This window comes from Novosphingobium sp. G106 (genome assembly GCF_019075875.1).
In the GTDB taxonomy this organism is placed as follows: domain Bacteria; phylum Pseudomonadota; class Alphaproteobacteria; order Sphingomonadales; family Sphingomonadaceae; genus Novosphingobium.
This window is the reverse complement of sequence record NZ_JAHOOZ010000001.1, coordinates 4857301-4873202: the sequence shown is the minus strand read 5'-3', so window position 1 is coordinate 4873202 and position 15902 is coordinate 4857301. Positions and strand designations below refer to the sequence as shown.

Here is a 15902-nt window from a genome sequence, read left to right as displayed (position 1 = left end):
ATAGCTCGTAGTCAGCGTTCCATAACGTAGCGGCCCGGGGCGTCTTCGATCACCTTGTCGCCGCGACCGCCGGGGTTGCGCTTGCCCGTCGCCTTAACCTCCGCGGCGTCCTGCCCGCGCAGCCAGCCGAGCCAGTGCGGCCACCAGCTTCCGGCATGCTCCTCGGCGCCAGCAACAAACTCGTCCAGCGTCTCGCCGGGCTTGGCGTTGGTCCAGTAGCCGTATTTCTTCGAGCCCTCGGGATTGACCACGCCGGCGATGTGCCCCGAGCCCGCAAGCAGGAAGGTCCAGGGGCCTTTGAGGTAATGCGTCAACTTCCACACGCTCTCAGGCGGGGCGATGTGATCCTCGCGCCCGGCCTGGATGAAGCTGGGCGTCGCGATCTGGCGAAGGTCGATCGGCGTGCCGTCGGCGCTGAGCGAATCCGCCACGACCAGCCGGTTGTCGCGGTAGAGATCGCGCAGGTAGGCGCAGTGCCACTTGGCCGGCAGGTTGGTGACATCGCCGTTCCAGTGGAGCAGGTCGAAGGCCGGATAGTCCTCGCCCATCAGGTAGTTCTTGGTGACGTAGCTCCAGATCAGGTCGTTGCCGCGCAGCAGGTTGAAAGTCGCAGCCATGTAACGGCCGTCGAGATAGCCGTCGGGCGCCAGATGGGCGATCGCCTCGATCTGCTGGTCGTCGATGAAGTGCTTGAGATCGCCCGGCTCCTCGAAGTCGACCTGGGCGGTGAAGAAGGTCGCGCTCTTGACCTTGTCGGCCTCGCCCCGCCGCGCCAGCACGGCCAGTGTCGCGGCGAGCGTCGTCCCGGCGACGCAGTAGCCGATCGCGTGGGCCGAGGGCACGTCCAATCGCGTCCGCACGACGTCGATCGCCTCGATCTGGGCGTGGATGTAATCGTCCCAGACGACGTCGGCGAAAGTCTCGTCGGCCGATTTCCACGACACCATGAACACCGTGATCCCCTGCGCCACGGCCCAGCGCACGAAGCTTTTCGCCGGGTTGAGATCGAGGATGTAGAACCGGTTGATCCACGGCGGGAAGATCACCAGCGGCGTCGCCAGGACGTTCTCGGTGGTCGGGGTGTATTGGATCAGCTGGTAGAGCTTGGCCTCGTGCACTACCTTGCCCGGGGTGACCGCGATGTTCTCGCCCAGCTTGAACGCATCGGGATCGGTATGGGTCAGCTGCCCGCGGCCGAGATCGGCCAGCAGGTGTTCAAGCCCTTTGACCAGGCTCTCGCCCTTGGTCTCGATCGCACGGTCGAGCGCGACGGGATTGGTCAGGGTGAAATTGGCCGGGCTCAGCGCGTCGAGGATTGCGCGGGTGAGGAAGCGCAGCTGCTCCTGCTTGGCCGGCTCCAGCCCCTCGATCCCTTCGGCCATGGCCTCGGCCTGTTCGGCGAACATCAGGTAAGCCTGGTGGATCAGAGCGAAGAACGGCTGTTCGCGCCACCTGGCATCGGCGAAACGACGGTCGCTGCGTGGCAGCCTCGGTTCGTCACCCGGCTGCGCATCGGTGGTTTTCGGTCCTATGCCGTACTGGCCGAGCACGGTCTCCCAGAGCGCGAGGCCATCCCCCCAGAGCCGCTTCTGCGTCTCGGGATGGGCGAGCGGCATCTGGCGATACCAACTCTCCACCAGCCCGATCAGCTTGGCGGGATCGGTATAGTGCTTCGCTGGCCGCGCAGCCTCGGCAATGGTGTCCCTCTGGAAATCGAGCCACATCGCCTGCATGCGCTGGGCGACCTCTGCCCAGTTCTGCGACGAACCGCTTCCGCCCGGGCCGGCTTGCGTGGGGGGGCAGGAATTGACCGAACAGGCTCCCGAAAACCTGAGTCGTGGCTTCGGCCTGCGCGCGCAGCATTTCGGCGAAAATCTCGGGCGCACCGCCTTCGCTTTGCGACTTGTCTGGCATTCGCACGGACTCCTTTGCCTTCGGCCTTGCACCCTCGAGTGCGCCTATTTCGAGTCCTCTCCGATCCCGCCCACAGAATAGCCGGACATCGGCCATTTGCCAGAGACAGTTTATCGCTTACATGGGACGCGCGGCAATTCCGCCGCAGAAATTGGAATGCAAGAGGTCATGGAAGACGAATTCTACCGCATCAAGCGACTGCCGCCCTATGTCATCGCCGAAGTGAATGACATGCGAGCCGCAGCACGCGCAGCAGGTAGAGACATCATCGACCTCGGCATGGGCAATCCCGATCTGCCGCCGCCTTCGCACATCATCGACAAGCTCTGCGAAGTCGCCCAGAAGCCCTCGGCGCACGGCTATTCGGCCTCGGCGGGCATCCCCGGCGTGCGCAAGGCGCAGGCCAATTACTATGGCCGCCGTTTCGGCGTCGAGCTCGATCCCGATACCGAGGTCGTCATGACCATGGGATCGAAGGAAGGCCTCGCCTCGATGGCGACGGCGATCACCGCGCCCGGCGACGTCGTGCTGGCCCCGAACCCGAGCTACCCGATCCACACCTTCGGCTTCATCATTGCCGGGGCGACGATCCGCTCGGTGCCGACCACGCCCGACGAGGAATACTGGCGCGCGCTCGACCGGGCGATGGCCTTCACCGTGCCCCGCCCGTCGATCCTCATCGTCAACTACCCGTCGAACCCTACGGCCGAGACGGTGGATCTGGCGTTCTACGAGCGGCTGGTCGCCTGGGCGAAGGAGAACAAGGTCTGGGTCCTGTCCGACCTCGCCTATTCGGAGCTCTATTACGACGGCAACCCGACCGTATCGATCCTGCAGGTGCCCGGCGCCAAGGACGTGGCGGTGGAATTCACCTCGATGTCGAAGACCTTCTCGATGGCCGGCTGGCGCGTCGGCTTCGCCGTCGGCAACCGCAAACTCATCGCCGCGCTGAAGCGAGTGAAGAGTTACCTCGATTATGGAGCATTTACTCCGATCCAGGCGGCGGCCTGCGCAGCCCTCAACGGACCGCAGGACATCGTCGAGAAGAACCGCGAACTCTACCAGAAGCGCCGCGACGTGCTGGTCGAAAGCTTCGGCCGCGCCGGCTGGGAAATCCCCTCCCCGAAGGCCTCGATGTTCGCCTGGGCACCCCTGCCGCCGGCACTCAAGGACATGGGATCGTTGGAGTTTTCCAAGCAGCTCCTAACCCATGCCGAAGTCGCGGTGGCACCGGGCGTCGGCTATGGCGAGGACGGCGAAGGCTTCGTCCGCATCGCCATGGTCGAAAACGAGCAGCGGCTTCGCCAGGCAGCGCGCAACATCAAGCGCTATCTGTCCAGCATGGGCGTGAACAGCTCGGCCGCCTGATAGGCTAGTCGCGCTCCCATCGGTATTGGCAAGCCATCCGACTTGCTGTGTTCTTACCGATCCATGACGGCGATTCGCCATGGATCGGGTCCACAAAGAACATGAGGCCGATGGGGGCGTGCATTGCGCCTGTTTCAATGGTTGTGCGCAACCGAAATCCCACATGCCTTGGATCTGCGCCGTTGCGGGTGGCGATTGACCGAGGCGGAGGCGGGATCGGGAGATTCCGTCGCGCTGGCCCATCTCGCGGCGATGGACCCGCACGCCTGGACCCGGCTGCGTCACGACTATCCCCGACCCCAGCATGATCGCGTGTTGCTGCTCGGCGTCGGCGACAGCGCCCGGCGCGCGCGGCTGCTCGGGCTGGGCTTCGGCGACGTGCTCTGTGATGCGCCGGTCCTGAGCGAGATCGCCGCGCGCGCCGAACGTGTGGCCGAACGCGTACAGATGCTGCCGCGGTACCGGACGATCGGGCCGCTCCGGCTCGACCTCTTCGCCCGTGACGGCTTCGTCGCGGGGCGCCCGCTGGCGCTCCATCCGCGCGAATTCGCCCTGCTCTGGCGCCTGGCGGACCGGCCCGGCATGGCCGTCTCCAAACAGGCGCTGCTGAGCGAAGTCTGGCGGCTGTATCACGTGCCCGACACCAACAGCCTGGCGGTCCATGTCTTCCGGCTACGCGCCAAGCTGGCCGGTGCGGGGCTCGAAGGCTACGTGCGGACGGTCGATGCGGGTGGTTATATGTTGGCTGGGCCCGCTGAGTCGCACCAGCCTGCCATTCCGATGCTGGTGGGTGAGCCCCGCCTGGCCGATCTTGTCGTTACCGAAGCGGAGACCGTAAGTCATGAACCATGAATTCGCCGCCAATGATAGGGTCGCCCTAACTATTGAGGAAGATGGCGTGGCGCGGGCGACGCTGACCCGCGGCGACAAGCTGAACGCGCTCGATCCTGCGATGTTCGAGGCGCTGCTCGCCACAGGCCGGGCGCTGTTCGACATGCCCGGCCTGCGCTGCGTAGTCCTCTCGGGCGAGGGCAAGGCATTCAGCGCGGGTCTCGATCTTGCGACCTTCGAGACGATCCTTGGCGGCGATGCCCTGCCGCTGGCCCAGCGCACCCACGGCAACGCCAACGGCTTCCAGCAGGCAGCCCTGCAATGGCGTAAACTGCCCGTGCCGGTGATCGCGGCAGTCCACGGCGTTTGCTTCGGCGGTGCGCTGCAGATCGCCGGCGGCGCAGATGTCCGCATAGTCGCACCCGATGCCCGGCTGGCGGTGATGGAGATGAAGTGGGGCATAGTCCCCGACATGGGCGGCTTCGCGCTGTGGCGCGGCTGTGTACGAGACGACGTGCTACGCGAACTGACTTACACCAACCGCGAGTTCTCAGGCGAAGAAGCGCTGGCGCTCGGTTTCGCCACGCTGGTCGATGCCGATCCGCTGGCGCGGGCACTGGCGATAGCGCGAGACATCGCTCGCCGCAGCCCCACCGCGATCCGCGCCGCCAAGTCGCTGTTCAACCGCCGCGCCGACTTGCCGCTCGACGACATCCTCGCCGCCGAAAGCTTCGAGCAGGCACGCCTGCTCGGCAGCCGCAACCAGCTCGAAGCCGTGATGAGCCAGGCCGAGAAGCGGGCAGCGGTCTTCGTCGATCCCTAAGCTGCGCCCCGCTCGGCCACATATTCCGCGACCTTCTCCTGCACCGTCTCGTAGAGGTGACGCAGGAGCATCTCGTGGTCCTGGAAATGGACCTGCTCGATCGTGCCGCGGGCGATGCCGCGTTGCCCGGCCTCGACCGCCCAGCGGTCTTCCGACAGCACGTCGCGGATCGACATCGCGCCGAACTCGCGCGCAAAGACGCGTGAAGCGTTCTCGGCCTCGGAAGTCCAGTACATGCGGATCGTCCCGCGCGTGCGGCTGGGGCCGAGCGGCATCATCGTATGGGTGTACTGCTGCGCCGGCGGCAGGCCGACAATGTGGAAGGCCGGGAACAGCTTGAAATCGGTCTTGGGGAAATTCGCCCCGTCCTTCGCCGCGAGCGCCGCGCCGCGCGAATAGCCCATCAGCAGGGTCGGCGGGATCTCCGGCGGATCGGGGTTCTTCCACAGAGTCTGGCTGCGGTGCGGGCCCGAGAAGCCGTAGTGGGTCGGATAGCCGAACGGGTTCTCCGGCCCGATCGTCGACGCCCCGGTGCGCGGATGGATGAAGCGCAGGTGGTAGTTTTCCTGGAAGTTGTCGAAATTGAGCTTCCAGTTGGCCTCGATCTCATAGGTCCATTCGGTGAAGTCCACCGCCCGCGCCATCGGCAGGCCTTCCATCTCCGCGGCGATCGGCCCGAAGAACTCGCGGACCGATTCCTTCGGCTGGGGCGCGAAGTTGATGAAGATGAGCCCCGCGAGCACCTGCGTCTGGACCTGCTTGAGCGCGCAGTCTTCCTTGGCGACATAGAACCGCTCGAAGTCGGGCGCCGATAGCAGCGCGCCGTCGGTGCCGAAGGTCCACATGTGGTAGCGGCAGGAAAACTTCGACGCCTTGCCCGCGGCCTCGTCGGTCAGCTGGGTGCCGCGATGCGTGCAGACATTGTGGAAGGTCCGCACCTCGCCATCCTTGCCGCGGACGATCAGCAGCGAGGCATTGGCGAATTCGATCTCGCGGCGGATGAAGCTGCCCGGCTCGGGGATCTCGCAGACGTGGCCGACATGGAGCCAGGTGCGCAGGAAGATCGCCTGCTTCTCGAGTTCCCACCACTCCGGATCATAGTAGGGCCGCGACGAAACCGGCCCGCGCCCGCGCAGCTTGGCCGCTTCCTCGGTGGGGAGCATCGGGATCGATTGCTGGACGTTCATGCGTCCTCTCCTCTCATGGACCCGTATCGTCCGAATAGGCTCGCATGGCTGGCACTTATTCGACAAGAGTGTTGGAGCAATAGGAGCGACGGAAAGAGGATCGGCAATGCACGTGATCGGAACCAGCAACCGCCCGGATCATCCGCTGGCCGTCGTGATCGGCGCCGGCGGCCTCGGCATGGCGATGGCGCGGCGGCTTGCTCTCAGCCACCGGATCCTGCTGGCCGACATCAACGGCACGGTCGCCGAGGAGCGCGCCGCCATGATCCGCAGCGAAGGCGGCGACGTAACCGCGATCGCCTGTGATTCGACCAATCTCGCCTCGGTCGCCGATATGGCCGGCGCCGTCGAGGAACTGGGCGGCTTCCGCGCGCTGCTCTACGTCGCCGGCCTCTCGCCCGCGACCGGCGGCTTTCACGACATCATGCGCGTCAACCTGATGGGCGCCGCCCGTGTCTGCGAGGCGCTGCTGCCGCAGGCCAGCCAGGGCAGCGCCGCCGTGCTGATCTCTTCGCTGGGCGCGGCCCATGCGCAGCCCACGCCCGAAATGAAAGCGATCCTGGCCGCGGCATCGGCAGAGGAAATGTCTCAGAAGCTCGAAGCAGCGCTGGGCGACCAGGTGAGCGCAGGCATCGCCTATCCCTATTCGAAATGGGGCCTCAACCAGTACGCCCGCCGTCAGGTGACCGCCTGGGGCGACCGCGGCGCGCGTATCCTGACACTATCGCCGGGCATGATCGCGACGCCGATGGGCGCGCGCGAATTCGCGCGCAGCGAGACCAAGCGGACGATGTTCGAAAAGAGCCCTCTGAAGCGCGAATGCACGATGCTCGAGATCGCCGACCTCGCGGAATTCCTCGTGAGCCCGCGCGCCTCGTTCATCAGCGGTACCGACATCCTCGCCGACGGCGGCCTGACCGCGGCGCTGAAGGAAGAGGCCTACTAGTCCTCGACCTCGCGCAGGAAGGCGCCGATCGCGCCGGCCAGTTCGACATGGCCCGCGGTCACGCCCAGTTCCGCCTCGCGAGTCAGCGACAGCGCCGCGCTCGTCGCCAGCAGTACCAGGCCGATGGGCGCGATCGCCGTATCACGACCCTTGGCTTTCAGCGCAGCGGTCAGGGCCTCGACCTGGATGGCACGCGATTGCTCGATGAAGGCGATCACTTCGACGCGCAGCCCCTCGCTGCGATTGGCGAGCGCGGTGAATTCGGTGATCAGCCGCGCGTCGGTGGTCGTGATCAGCACGTCCCACAGCTCGTGCAGCGGCCTCGGCGTCGCGGCGATCTGCCGCATCCGCTCGAGCTCGCGCACCGAAAGGCGGCGGAACGTCTCGACGATCAGGTCGTCCATCGTTGCGAAATAGTAATAGACCAGCCGCTGCTTGACGCCGATCCGCTCGGCCACCGCGCGCGAGGTCAGCGCGGCATAGCCTTCCTCGCGCAGGATATCCTCCGCACCGTCGAGCATGGCCAACCAGTTAGCCGATCCGGCCGGCCCCATGCGGCGGGTGGTAGTGGTCTGCGCGTCCATCAAGTCATTTCCCTGTTGGAGCCTGCCTACCGCCCATGCCAGACTGGGTAAAGCCCGGCGACTTGACTCGCCAGGACATGGCTAACATTGTGACGAACAAGATCACAAGAGGCTGGAGAGTGTTATGCCGCAAGTCGGGGAATTCGTCGGGATCGCCAAGGGGCTCTACCTCGAAGGGCTGGCTGTCGACTATGCCCGCGACGTGATCTGGTACAGTGACGTGATCGCCGGCGGCATCCACGGGGTGAAGCCAGACGGCACCAGGGTCGCGACGCTTAACCCGGACCGGATGTGGACCGGCGGCGTGATGATGAACGAGGACGGCTGCGTGCTGTCCTCGGGCCAGGGCGGGATCATGTGGAACAATCCCGACACCGGCCAGTCGGGTTGGCTGGTCAGCGAGATCGCCGGCGCGCCGATCAACGGCATCAATGAAATGATCCCCGACGGCACCGGCGGGATCTATTGCGGCACGGTCGACATCGAGATGATCGCGCAAGGGAAAGAGACGCGCCCCGCCACCATCTATCGGATCAAGGCTGACGGCGAGGTGCTGGTGGCCGCGGCCGAAGTCGGTTTCGCCAACGGCATCATGCTCAGCGCCGACGGCAAAGAGCTCTATTACAACAACACCTTCGTCTCGCCCTTCGTCTTCGACGTGAATGCCAACCACGAGTTGTCGAACCGCCGCAAGCTGATCGACAAGGAAGACTGCGACGGCATGGCGCTCGATGCCGAGGACAACCTCTGGATCACCGGTTTCCGCTCGAGCGCACTGACCCGCATCCGCCGCGACGGCACGCCGCTCGACCCCGTCGAGACTCCGGCGGGCGCGATCACCCAGATCCGCTTCGGCGGCGCCGACATGTGCGACTATTACCTGACCGCCGTGCCCGCCGACGGTGGAGACGGGCTCAAGGACGGCATCATGCCGACCGAACAGCGATCGGTGCTCTATCGCGGCAGGTCGGAAGTGCCCGGCCTGCCCATCGCGCCGGCACGGTTCAAGCTAAGATAGTTCAAGCCGGGATAGATCAAGCTCCGGGAGGGAGAACCCCATGAACGAGATGACATCGCCGCCAGCCGCCGTGACCGAGAAACCGGTGGTCATCCCGATCGAATGCTTCGTCTCGCGCGACTATGCGCGGGCCGAGAGCGACAAGCTCTGGGGCAAGGTCTGGCAGACGACCTGCAGGGTCGAGGAAATCCCGAAGGTCGGCGATTATGCCACCTACGACATCATGGACGAATCGATCATCGTCGTGCGCACCGCACCCGATACGATTTCCGCCTATTACAACGTCTGCCAGCACCGCGGCCGTCGCCTGACCAAGGGGTGCGGACACACCAACCAGTTCTATTGCCCGTTCCACGGCTGGTCGTGGAACATCGAGGGTCGCAATACCTTCGCGCTCGACCGCGAGGACTGGGGCACGGCGCTGACCGACGACAACATCGCGCTCAAGAAAGTCCGCGTCGACACCGCCGGCGGCTGGGTCTGGATCAACATGGATCCCGATGCCGAGCCGCTGAGCGACTTCCTCGGCCCGGTGAACGAGATGTTCGCGGCCTTCGAGCTCGACAGGATGCGCTTTGCCTGGCGCCAGTGGCTGCACTTTCCGTGCAACTGGAAAGCCGCGCTGGGCGCGTTCAACGAGAGCTATCACGTCCATGCATCGCACCCTCAGCTTTCGCGCACCGAGCAGCCGATGAACTGGTGGTGCCGGGCCGAGGGCAAGCACGCCTGGCACGGGCCGACCGCGCCGCGCAGCAGCGGCGGCGAGAAGATGGGCGGGCTCGCCTCGGCCCGCGCCAAAGTCGGGCTCGACCCGCGCGTGGCCGTCGCTGAGGACCTCCAGGGGCTGTGGGACACGCTGCGCGCGACGACGACGGAGACGTTCGTCAAGGCCGCCGAGCGCCTCGTCGACGAGCTGCCCGAAGGCTCCACGATCGAGGAGGTCGGTCACCACCTGCTCGCTTCGGCCAAGGCCGACGACGCGGCACGCGGCGTGGTCTGGCCCGAAGTCGCGCCGGAGCGGCTGGCGACGCTGGGCATCGACTGGCACATCTTTCCCAACGCCATCGTCCTGCCCAGCCTGACCACCGCGCTGTGCTATCGCGCGCGGCCGCATGGCGACGATCCAGGCAGTTGCGTGTTCGAAGTCTGCGTGCTCGAGCGCTTCCCGGAAGGCCAGGAGCCGAAGACCCAGTGGGTGCACGAGCCCGATCCAACCGAGGAGAAGTGGCGCCTGATCCTGGCTCAGGACTTCGGCAACATGGAGGCCGTCCAGCAGGGCATGAAATCGCGCGGCTTCGTCGGTGCCCGGCCCAATCCGATAGAGGAGCTGACCGTCGCCCATTTCCACCGTATCCTGGCGGAATACATGGGTACCGGCGGGCCGGTTCCGATCGAACCGGAATGATGCTCCGTACTCTCACGAGTGCGACGGAACGCGAATAACAATTGTAATCTGGCCGGATCGCCCTATTTCGACCTTGCAATCGTCGCATGCGACGGGACTCGGCCGTGCGCCTACCGTTCCTTTTCACGCTTCCATGCTCCGCCGCCGGCACCGGGTCGCGCGGCAGCACTCATATTCGAGACCCTATACCGAATGGCCAAAGAAGAACTTCTCACCCTTGACGGGCAAATCGACGAAATCCTTCCCGACGGACGTTTCGGCGTCCTGCTGGAGAACGACCACCGCATCATCGCCTATACCGCCGGCAAGATGCGCAAGTTCCGCATCAAGTCGATCGTCGGCGACCGTGTGCGCGTCGAGATGACCCCCTACGATCTGACCAAGGGCCGGATCGTCTATCGTGAGAAGATCGGCGGTCCCGGCGGCCCGGCGGGCCAGCGCCGACGCTGAATGCGGCCGCGTGATGCGGCCCCGATGGAGAACGCAGGATGTCGCAGCCGGTAAGCTTCTACGTCGAGCAGGCGGCAAAATGCGGCACCGCGGCCGCCGCGGCGAAGCTCGTCAACGAGCGCGAAAAGTTTCTCGCCGCGCAGATCGCCTGGCAGACCCTGGCCGACGCCGCAATGAAGACGCGTGACGAAGCCGCAAAACGCGAGGCCGCCAAGCTCGCCGGCGCGCTGAGCTAGAGCGATTTCGAGCCAGATGGAATCATCTGGCGGCTCGGAAATCGCGGCCAAAAAAGAATCTAGCGCGCGTAGACCACGACGGGCAGCAATTCGCGCGGCTGCGACCTGCCGCCGCCATAGCTGCCGATCAGCACTCCCATCGCCGTAAGCACGGTTAGCGCAACGACCCCCCAGTGCACGACCTCTGCCGGGCGCTCCAGCCGAGCAGTCGCGGTAAGCACGGACAGCGGCTCGGACCGATCCTGCTGCCACGGCGGCGTCTCGGACGGCTTGGCCGCCGGGGTCGACGTTGCGGGGGGCTGGGCGATCGTTTCGGGCATTTCCATAAGCACTTAGCTAGGGAAACATGGTAAACGGAATCTTACCGAAACTTGCTGCTCAATAGAAATTGCGCCGCAGCACGGTGACGCTGCGATCGGTCCGCGCCATCGCCATGACATGCGCGCCCGGATAGGCGATCTTCTCCACCTCACCCAGCGGAATGCGCGGCCATGGGTTCATGTCGCGGATCAGCGTCTCCTCGCTGAGATGGACCGTGACGAGCCCTTCATCCTCCGTACGGATCGTGACGTCCCTACCTTCGACCCTGTCCACCGACCCGATCACCGGCTGCGGCGCCGAGGCCGGGATCGCGCGGACGTCGAGCGACATGCGGATTTCGTCCGAGGGATTGGGCAGCGCGGTATGTGCGGTCAGATAATTGAAGATCAGCACGTCGCCGACACGGAAGCTCGCGGAGCGCCAGGCGTCTTCGGCGATCGCCTCGCGCGGGATCGCGTTGCCCGGCAGCGAAGTGTCGTGCAGGCTGCCGCGGTGATGCGTGCCCGGCGCCACCGCGAAGCTGCCACGGTCCATCGCCACGTCGCGCACCGGCATCCAGCAGATCGTGAACAGCATGCCCTCGTTGTAGAACCCGTCCTGGTGACGGCCGGCGAAGATATCCTGCCCTTCCTCAACTGGCCCCGTCGGCAGGCCCGAACGGTGCGCGGCGATGGGTATCCACACGGGATCGTCGGCAAAGATGTCGCGCATGACCTCGTTGAGCAGCGGCTGCTTGACTACCTCGTGCCAGACAGTCGTACCGATCGCGTCGCAAGGGCGCCAGGTATCGGTCTTCTTGCCGGTCCAGACCGGCGCCTCGATCGCGGGATCGATCAGCCCCTCGGCGGTCAGCGCCTCGCGGTACTTTTCGCGGCCCCAGGCCATCAGTTCGGGATCGATCACCCCGCGCAGGAAGACCACGCCGTCATCGAGATAGCGCTGGCGCAGCGCTTGCGGATTCCCGATCAGATTGGTGCTGTCGGTGAGCTCGGCGACGTCGATCATGTCCTCTCCACGATGCTTTCGACAGACATGTAGCAAACGCTTGGTTTATATTCAATCGGGCAGATCGAATGCGATCGGCAGGCCGCGCAGCCCCCAGGTGCCGGGGAACGGCCGGTAGCCCTCAGGCCCGGGCGAGCGCGGATTGACCAAGCGCTGCGCGATCAGGTGCAGACCTTCGTGGATCTGCGCGCGGGCGATGTACTGGCCAAGGCAGATATGCGCGCCGAGGCCGAAACCGATATGCGGGCTCTTCTGCTCGCGCTCCGGATCGAAGCTGTCGGCACGGTCGGCATAGCGCTGATCGTGCGTCGCGATGCTCAGCGGGAACCAGACGATCGCGTCCTTCTCCAGCACTATGTCGCGGTATGCGATGTCCTCGTTGAGCACGCGCTGGTTCGAAGTGGTGGAACCGTAGCGAAAGCTCTCCTCGACGACGCTGCGCGCAAAGGCATGATCTTCGGCGCAGCGGCGATAGACTTCGGGCCGGTCGATCAGCAGCCGCATCGTCAAGGTCAGCATGTTCTTCGAGGTGTCGTAGCCCGCGACGAAGAGGAAGATCAGGATATCGCCGAGCTCGCGGTCGGTTAGGCCACCGTCAGCCGTGGTGCGGAGCAGCAGGTCGAGCAGGTCCGGCTCCTCGCCGTCACGCGGATTGGCCCGGCGCTGGGCGATAAGGTCGTCGGTGAAGCGCTCCATCGTGACGACGCCTTCCTGCATCGCCGGCAGCCAGCGCTTGTCCATCGACGTGGAAAGCCCGATGGCCTCCATCGCCGAACGCAGCCCCGGGATCACCGAAGGCGAGGCGCCGATCAGCCGGCACATCACGGTAATCGGGAAATAGGAAGCGAACTCCTCGAAATCGAAGGCGCGCCGGGGTGCCCATTCATCGAGCAGTTCGTTGATCGTCTGCTGCATCAGCGGACGATGCTGGTTCGCCTGGCGCGGGGTGAACGACGGCGCCAGCACGTCGCGCACGCGCTTGTGCGTCGCCCCTTCCATCGAGAGCATGTGCCGCTGCCGGAAATCACCCCAGGGCGTGCCCTTGGCGTCCATGATCGCGACGATATCGTCATACATCATCCGCATCCGCCCTTCCTGGGCGAACAGGTCGCGCATCGCCTTGTAGTCGGTGACGACATAGCCCAGCGTCCAACGTGCCAGCCAGGGATGCTGCGCCCGTGCGCGATCGAAATGCGGGAAGGGATCGACGGCGAAGGCGTCCTCCTCCATCGTCAGATAGGGCAGATCGAGCTCGGCGCCCTTCAGCATCACAGTCCCTCTCTCTGTTTTGCCCAGAAGGATGCGGCAGGCATGTCGGGAGGTAAAGCGCCCGGACATTGCCACGGCGGCAGTGGCTCTGCTCTCCCGGAGAGCAACGCCGAAGCTGCCGGGGATTGGCATAGGCGCCCATTGCGCCTAAGCCGCGCCCCGGCCAGCCGGTTTTCCCAAGGCCGAAAAGATCGCGCCGGTGCCCCGCAAGGGGCTTAATCCGGGAACACGGTAGGCGGGATTTACCCGCCAAAGCCGAGGCTGTCCCTGCAACTGTAAGCGGATAGCGCGATGCACAGGGCTCCTTGGAGGAAGGAGCCGCCACTGGGCCGAGCCGAAACGGCAGCGCCTGGGAAGGTCGTGCATCGTGCCGTAACCCGCAAGCCAGGAGACCGGCCGGCGCACTGGTCGCTCTTGCCTTGGCCCAGGGATTGGCCACGGCACGGTATCTCCGTCTGAGCGACGAACCAAGCGGCGGGGTCCGCTTCGGTGCGTTGGTCGCGGGCATGAAAGCGCCAGTCCGCAGCCGACACGTCGGCCGATGGCGATTGCGCCCCGGCAGTCCCCCGCCACGCTCGCGCATACAGGGGGGCCAAAGCCCATGATGAAGACCAAGTATCTCTCGCTGCTCGCACTGAGCGCGGCCACGCCCGCATTCGCGGCGACCAATCCCGACCAGTCGGCCACCAACGAAGCCGGCGAGACCATCGTCGTCACTGCCTCGCGCTCGGGCGAAGGCATCCCGATCGACAAGCTCGGCGCCTCGGTCACGGTGCTCGACGACGCCGCGATCGACGCCCGCCAGACGCGCGTCGTTTCCGACGTGCTGCGCGACGTACCCGGCGTCGCGGTCAGCCGTGCAATCGGCGGTCTCACCCAGGTCCGCCTGCGCGGCAGTGAGGCCAACCACACGCTGATGCTGATCGACGGGATCGAGGCATCCGATCCGTTCAACGGCGAATTCGACCTCAACGGCATGATCGCCGATCCCGCCGTGCGCATCGAAGTGCTGCGCGGCCAGCAAAGCTCGCTCTACGGCTCGGACGCGATCGGCGGCGTGATCCATTACATCACGCTGACCGGCAGGGAAGCGCCCGGTTTCACCGCCCGCGCAGAGGGCGGCACCTTCGGCACCTTCGACGGCGCGGCGCGCTACGCCGGCGCGAACGACACGCTCGATTACGTCGTCTCGGGCGGCTATTACCGCACCGATGGCACGCCCGTCGCGCGGAACGGCAAGCGGGACGTCGGTTCGGAAACGGCCGGCATCAACACCAAGCTGACCTGGTCGCCGGCGCCGAACTTCAAGCTGACCGGCGTCGCCCGCTACAGCTGGACCGACTACGACATCGACCTGCCCGACGATAATCCGGCCAGCCCGCTGTTCGGCTTCATCATCGACAGCCCGGGCGTGCGTGCGACCAAGTCGAGCATCTACGCGCTGCTCCGCGCCGAACTCACCGCGCTCGACGGGCGCTGGACCAATGCGTTGTCGGGCCAGTACGTCGACGTCACGCGCAAGGGCTATACCGGCCCGGTGCGCGACACCGGCAGCAACGGCCGGCGCTACAAGGGATCCTATGAATCGAGCCTGCGCTTCGGCGATGAAGGCGTCGTCCACAAGCTGACCGCCGCGCTCGATGCAGAGCGCGAGGAATTCCAGAACAACACGCCGTCGACAGGCTCGCCTTTCGACCCGTTCACGGGCCGGCGCAGCACCACCAACATCGGCCTCGTCGGCCAGTACGAGCTGACCGTCAACGACACGGCCTCGCTCGGCGCCTCGATCCGCCAGGACTGGAACAACCGCTTCGCCGACACGACGACCTGGCGCGTGCAAGGAAGCTATGCCTTCCCCACCGGCACGCGGGTCCACGCGGCCTATGGCACCGGGATCAAGAACCCCGGCTATTTCGAGCTCTTCGGTTTCGTCAATGGCCAATATATTGGCAACCCCAACCTCAAGCCCGAGAAGTCGGAGGGCTGGGAAGCCGGGATCGAGCAGAAGCTGGGCGACGTGGCGACGCTCGGCGCGACCTATTTCAACGACCGGCTGACGGACGAGATCTTCACCACCTTCCCGCCGCCGAACTTCACCGCCACGCCGAGCAACCGCACGACCAAGTCGAAGCAGCAAGGCGTCGAAGTGACCTTCGCCGCCCGGCCATTCCCTCAGCTGCGGATCGACGCCGCCTATACCTATCTCGACGCCAAGGAGAACGGCGCGGTCGAAGTGCGCCGGGCCAAGCATATCGGCAGCTTCAACGCCACCTGGTCGAGCGCGGACGAGCGGTTCTCGGGAACGGTCACGGTACGCTACAACGGCAAGCAGCAGGATGTCGCCTTCACCGATCCGAGCTTCGTGCCGGTCAACGTGACGCTCAAGGACTATGCCCTGGTCAATCTCAACGCCGAATACAGGCTGACCGACAACGTGACGCTGTTCGGCCGCGTCGAGAACCTGTTCGACGAGAACTACGAGGAAGTCTTCAGCTATGCGACGCCCGGCACCGGCGCCTATGCCGGCGTCCGCGTGAAGTTCTGA

The 15902-nt window shown here is 65.5% G+C and carries 15 protein-coding genes and 1 riboswitch; of the genes, 9 read left to right on the top strand and 6 right to left on the bottom strand.

Annotated features, from left to right (window positions below; genetic code table 11):
• Positions 1-11: 11 nt before the first annotated feature.
• Positions 12-1733, bottom strand: coding sequence for a class I poly(R)-hydroxyalkanoic acid synthase (locus KRR38_RS23515; RefSeq protein ID WP_217405890.1), 1722 nt, complete (start codon positions 1731-1733; stop codon positions 12-14).
• 349 nt (positions 1734-2082) lie between these two features.
• Between KRR38_RS23515 and KRR38_RS23510 the strand changes: the two genes are divergently transcribed.
• The 3 genes from KRR38_RS23510 to KRR38_RS23500 all read left to right on the top strand — a co-directional run bounded on the left by KRR38_RS23510 (position 2083) and on the right by KRR38_RS23500 (position 4936).
• Positions 2083-3282: an LL-diaminopimelate aminotransferase gene (locus tag KRR38_RS23510; protein ID WP_217405889.1), complete on the top strand. Its 1200-nt coding sequence runs from the start codon at positions 2083-2085 to the stop codon at positions 3280-3282.
• 168 nt (positions 3283-3450) lie between these two features.
• Positions 3451-4134 (top strand): winged helix-turn-helix domain-containing protein, encoded by a 684-nt coding sequence (locus KRR38_RS36390; RefSeq protein ID WP_254514946.1) that lies wholly within the window; start codon positions 3451-3453, stop codon positions 4132-4134.
• Positions 4124-4936: a crotonase/enoyl-CoA hydratase family protein gene (locus tag KRR38_RS23500; RefSeq protein WP_217405888.1), complete on the top strand. Its 813-nt coding sequence runs from the start codon at positions 4124-4126 to the stop codon at positions 4934-4936. Before KRR38_RS36390 ends, KRR38_RS23500 begins: the two co-directional genes overlap by 11 nt.
• Here KRR38_RS23500 and KRR38_RS23495 read toward each other — a convergent pair.
• A complete protein-coding gene (locus tag KRR38_RS23495) occupies positions 4933-6123 on the bottom strand; it encodes an aromatic ring-hydroxylating dioxygenase subunit alpha (RefSeq protein ID WP_217405887.1) in 1191 nt (396 codons plus the stop codon). The genes KRR38_RS23500 and KRR38_RS23495 overlap by 4 nt on opposite strands.
• A 106-nt stretch (positions 6124-6229) precedes the next feature.
• Between KRR38_RS23495 and KRR38_RS23490 the strand changes: the two genes are divergently transcribed.
• Positions 6230-7069, top strand: coding sequence for an SDR family oxidoreductase (locus KRR38_RS23490; protein WP_217405886.1), 840 nt, complete (start codon positions 6230-6232; stop codon positions 7067-7069).
• Here KRR38_RS23490 and KRR38_RS23485 read toward each other — a convergent pair.
• The gene (locus KRR38_RS23485; RefSeq protein WP_254514945.1) at positions 7066-7653 is read right to left on the bottom strand and encodes a TetR/AcrR family transcriptional regulator; all 588 of its coding nucleotides are present in this window, start codon (positions 7651-7653) and stop codon (positions 7066-7068) included. The two genes, KRR38_RS23490 and KRR38_RS23485, sit on opposite strands and share 4 nt — an antisense overlap.
• 124 nt (positions 7654-7777) lie before the next feature.
• Between KRR38_RS23485 and KRR38_RS23480 the strand changes: the two genes are divergently transcribed.
• From KRR38_RS23480 to KRR38_RS23465, 4 genes are all read left to right on the top strand, one after another.
• Positions 7778-8671 (top strand): SMP-30/gluconolactonase/LRE family protein, encoded by an 894-nt coding sequence (locus tag KRR38_RS23480; protein ID WP_217405885.1) that lies wholly within the window; start codon positions 7778-7780, stop codon positions 8669-8671.
• 40 nt (positions 8672-8711) lie between these two features.
• Complete coding sequence (locus KRR38_RS23475; protein WP_217405884.1) at positions 8712-10076, top strand: SRPBCC family protein; 1365 nt, start codon at positions 8712-8714, stop codon at positions 10074-10076.
• A 192-nt stretch (positions 10077-10268) separates the two neighbouring features.
• Complete coding sequence (gene infA, locus KRR38_RS23470; protein ID WP_217405883.1) at positions 10269-10526, top strand: translation initiation factor IF-1; 258 nt, start codon at positions 10269-10271, stop codon at positions 10524-10526.
• Positions 10527-10564: 38 nt separating this feature from the next.
• A complete protein-coding gene (locus KRR38_RS23465) occupies positions 10565-10762 on the top strand; it encodes a hypothetical protein (RefSeq protein ID WP_217405882.1) in 198 nt (65 codons plus the stop codon).
• A 59-nt stretch (positions 10763-10821) separates the two neighbouring features.
• Here the strand turns inward: KRR38_RS23465 and KRR38_RS23460 are convergent, their stop codons facing one another.
• Genes KRR38_RS23460 through KRR38_RS23450 form a run of 3 tightly spaced genes read right to left on the bottom strand, consistent with a single transcriptional unit; the run spans position 10822 to position 13357 of the window.
• The gene (locus tag KRR38_RS23460) at positions 10822-11088 is read right to left on the bottom strand and encodes a hypothetical protein (protein WP_217405881.1); all 267 of its coding nucleotides are present in this window, start codon (positions 11086-11088) and stop codon (positions 10822-10824) included.
• 52 nt (positions 11089-11140) lie between these two features.
• Positions 11141-12088: a phytanoyl-CoA dioxygenase family protein gene (locus tag KRR38_RS23455; protein WP_217405880.1), complete on the bottom strand. Its 948-nt coding sequence runs from the start codon at positions 12086-12088 to the stop codon at positions 11141-11143.
• A 51-nt stretch (positions 12089-12139) separates the two neighbouring features.
• Positions 12140-13357, bottom strand: a complete 1218-nt coding sequence (locus KRR38_RS23450; RefSeq protein WP_217405879.1) for a cytochrome P450 — start codon at positions 13355-13357, stop codon at positions 12140-12142.
• Positions 13358-13537: 180 nt separating this feature from the next.
• Positions 13538-13773: riboswitch (cobalamin riboswitch) on the top strand.
• Between the two features lie 185 nt (positions 13774-13958).
• On the opposite strand from KRR38_RS23450, the gene KRR38_RS23445 reads away from it, so the two are divergent.
• A complete protein-coding gene (locus KRR38_RS23445) occupies positions 13959-15902 on the top strand; it encodes a TonB-dependent receptor (protein ID WP_254514944.1) in 1944 nt (647 codons plus the stop codon).

Excerpts from the sequence above, each read along its gene's own strand:
- KRR38_RS23515 (WP_217405890.1), bottom strand. The coding sequence starts at position 1,733 with ATGCAGGCGATGTGGCTCGATTTCCAGAGGGACACCATTGCCGAGGCT.
- KRR38_RS23510 (WP_217405889.1), top strand. The coding sequence starts at position 2,083 with ATGGAAGACGAATTCTACCGCATCAAGCGACTGCCGCCCTATGTCATC.
- KRR38_RS23500 (WP_217405888.1), top strand. The coding sequence starts at position 4,124 with ATGAACCATGAATTCGCCGCCAATGATAGGGTCGCCCTAACTATTGAG.
- KRR38_RS23495 (WP_217405887.1), bottom strand. The coding sequence starts at position 6,123 with ATGAACGTCCAGCAATCGATCCCGATGCTCCCCACCGAGGAAGCGGCC.
- KRR38_RS23490 (WP_217405886.1), top strand. The coding sequence starts at position 6,230 with ATGCACGTGATCGGAACCAGCAACCGCCCGGATCATCCGCTGGCCGTC.
- KRR38_RS23485 (WP_254514945.1), bottom strand. The coding sequence starts at position 7,653 with ATGGACGCGCAGACCACTACCACCCGCCGCATGGGGCCGGCCGGATCG.
- KRR38_RS23480 (WP_217405885.1), top strand. The coding sequence starts at position 7,778 with ATGCCGCAAGTCGGGGAATTCGTCGGGATCGCCAAGGGGCTCTACCTC.
- KRR38_RS23475 (WP_217405884.1), top strand. The coding sequence starts at position 8,712 with ATGAACGAGATGACATCGCCGCCAGCCGCCGTGACCGAGAAACCGGTG.
- infA (WP_217405883.1), top strand. The coding sequence starts at position 10,269 with ATGGCCAAAGAAGAACTTCTCACCCTTGACGGGCAAATCGACGAAATC.
- KRR38_RS23465 (WP_217405882.1), top strand. The coding sequence starts at position 10,565 with ATGTCGCAGCCGGTAAGCTTCTACGTCGAGCAGGCGGCAAAATGCGGC.
- KRR38_RS23460 (WP_217405881.1), bottom strand. The coding sequence starts at position 11,088 with ATGGAAATGCCCGAAACGATCGCCCAGCCCCCCGCAACGTCGACCCCG.
- KRR38_RS23455 (WP_217405880.1), bottom strand. The coding sequence starts at position 12,088 with ATGATCGACGTCGCCGAGCTCACCGACAGCACCAATCTGATCGGGAAT.
- KRR38_RS23450 (WP_217405879.1), bottom strand. The coding sequence starts at position 13,357 with ATGCTGAAGGGCGCCGAGCTCGATCTGCCCTATCTGACGATGGAGGAG.
- KRR38_RS23445 (WP_254514944.1), top strand. The coding sequence starts at position 13,959 with ATGATGAAGACCAAGTATCTCTCGCTGCTCGCACTGAGCGCGGCCACG.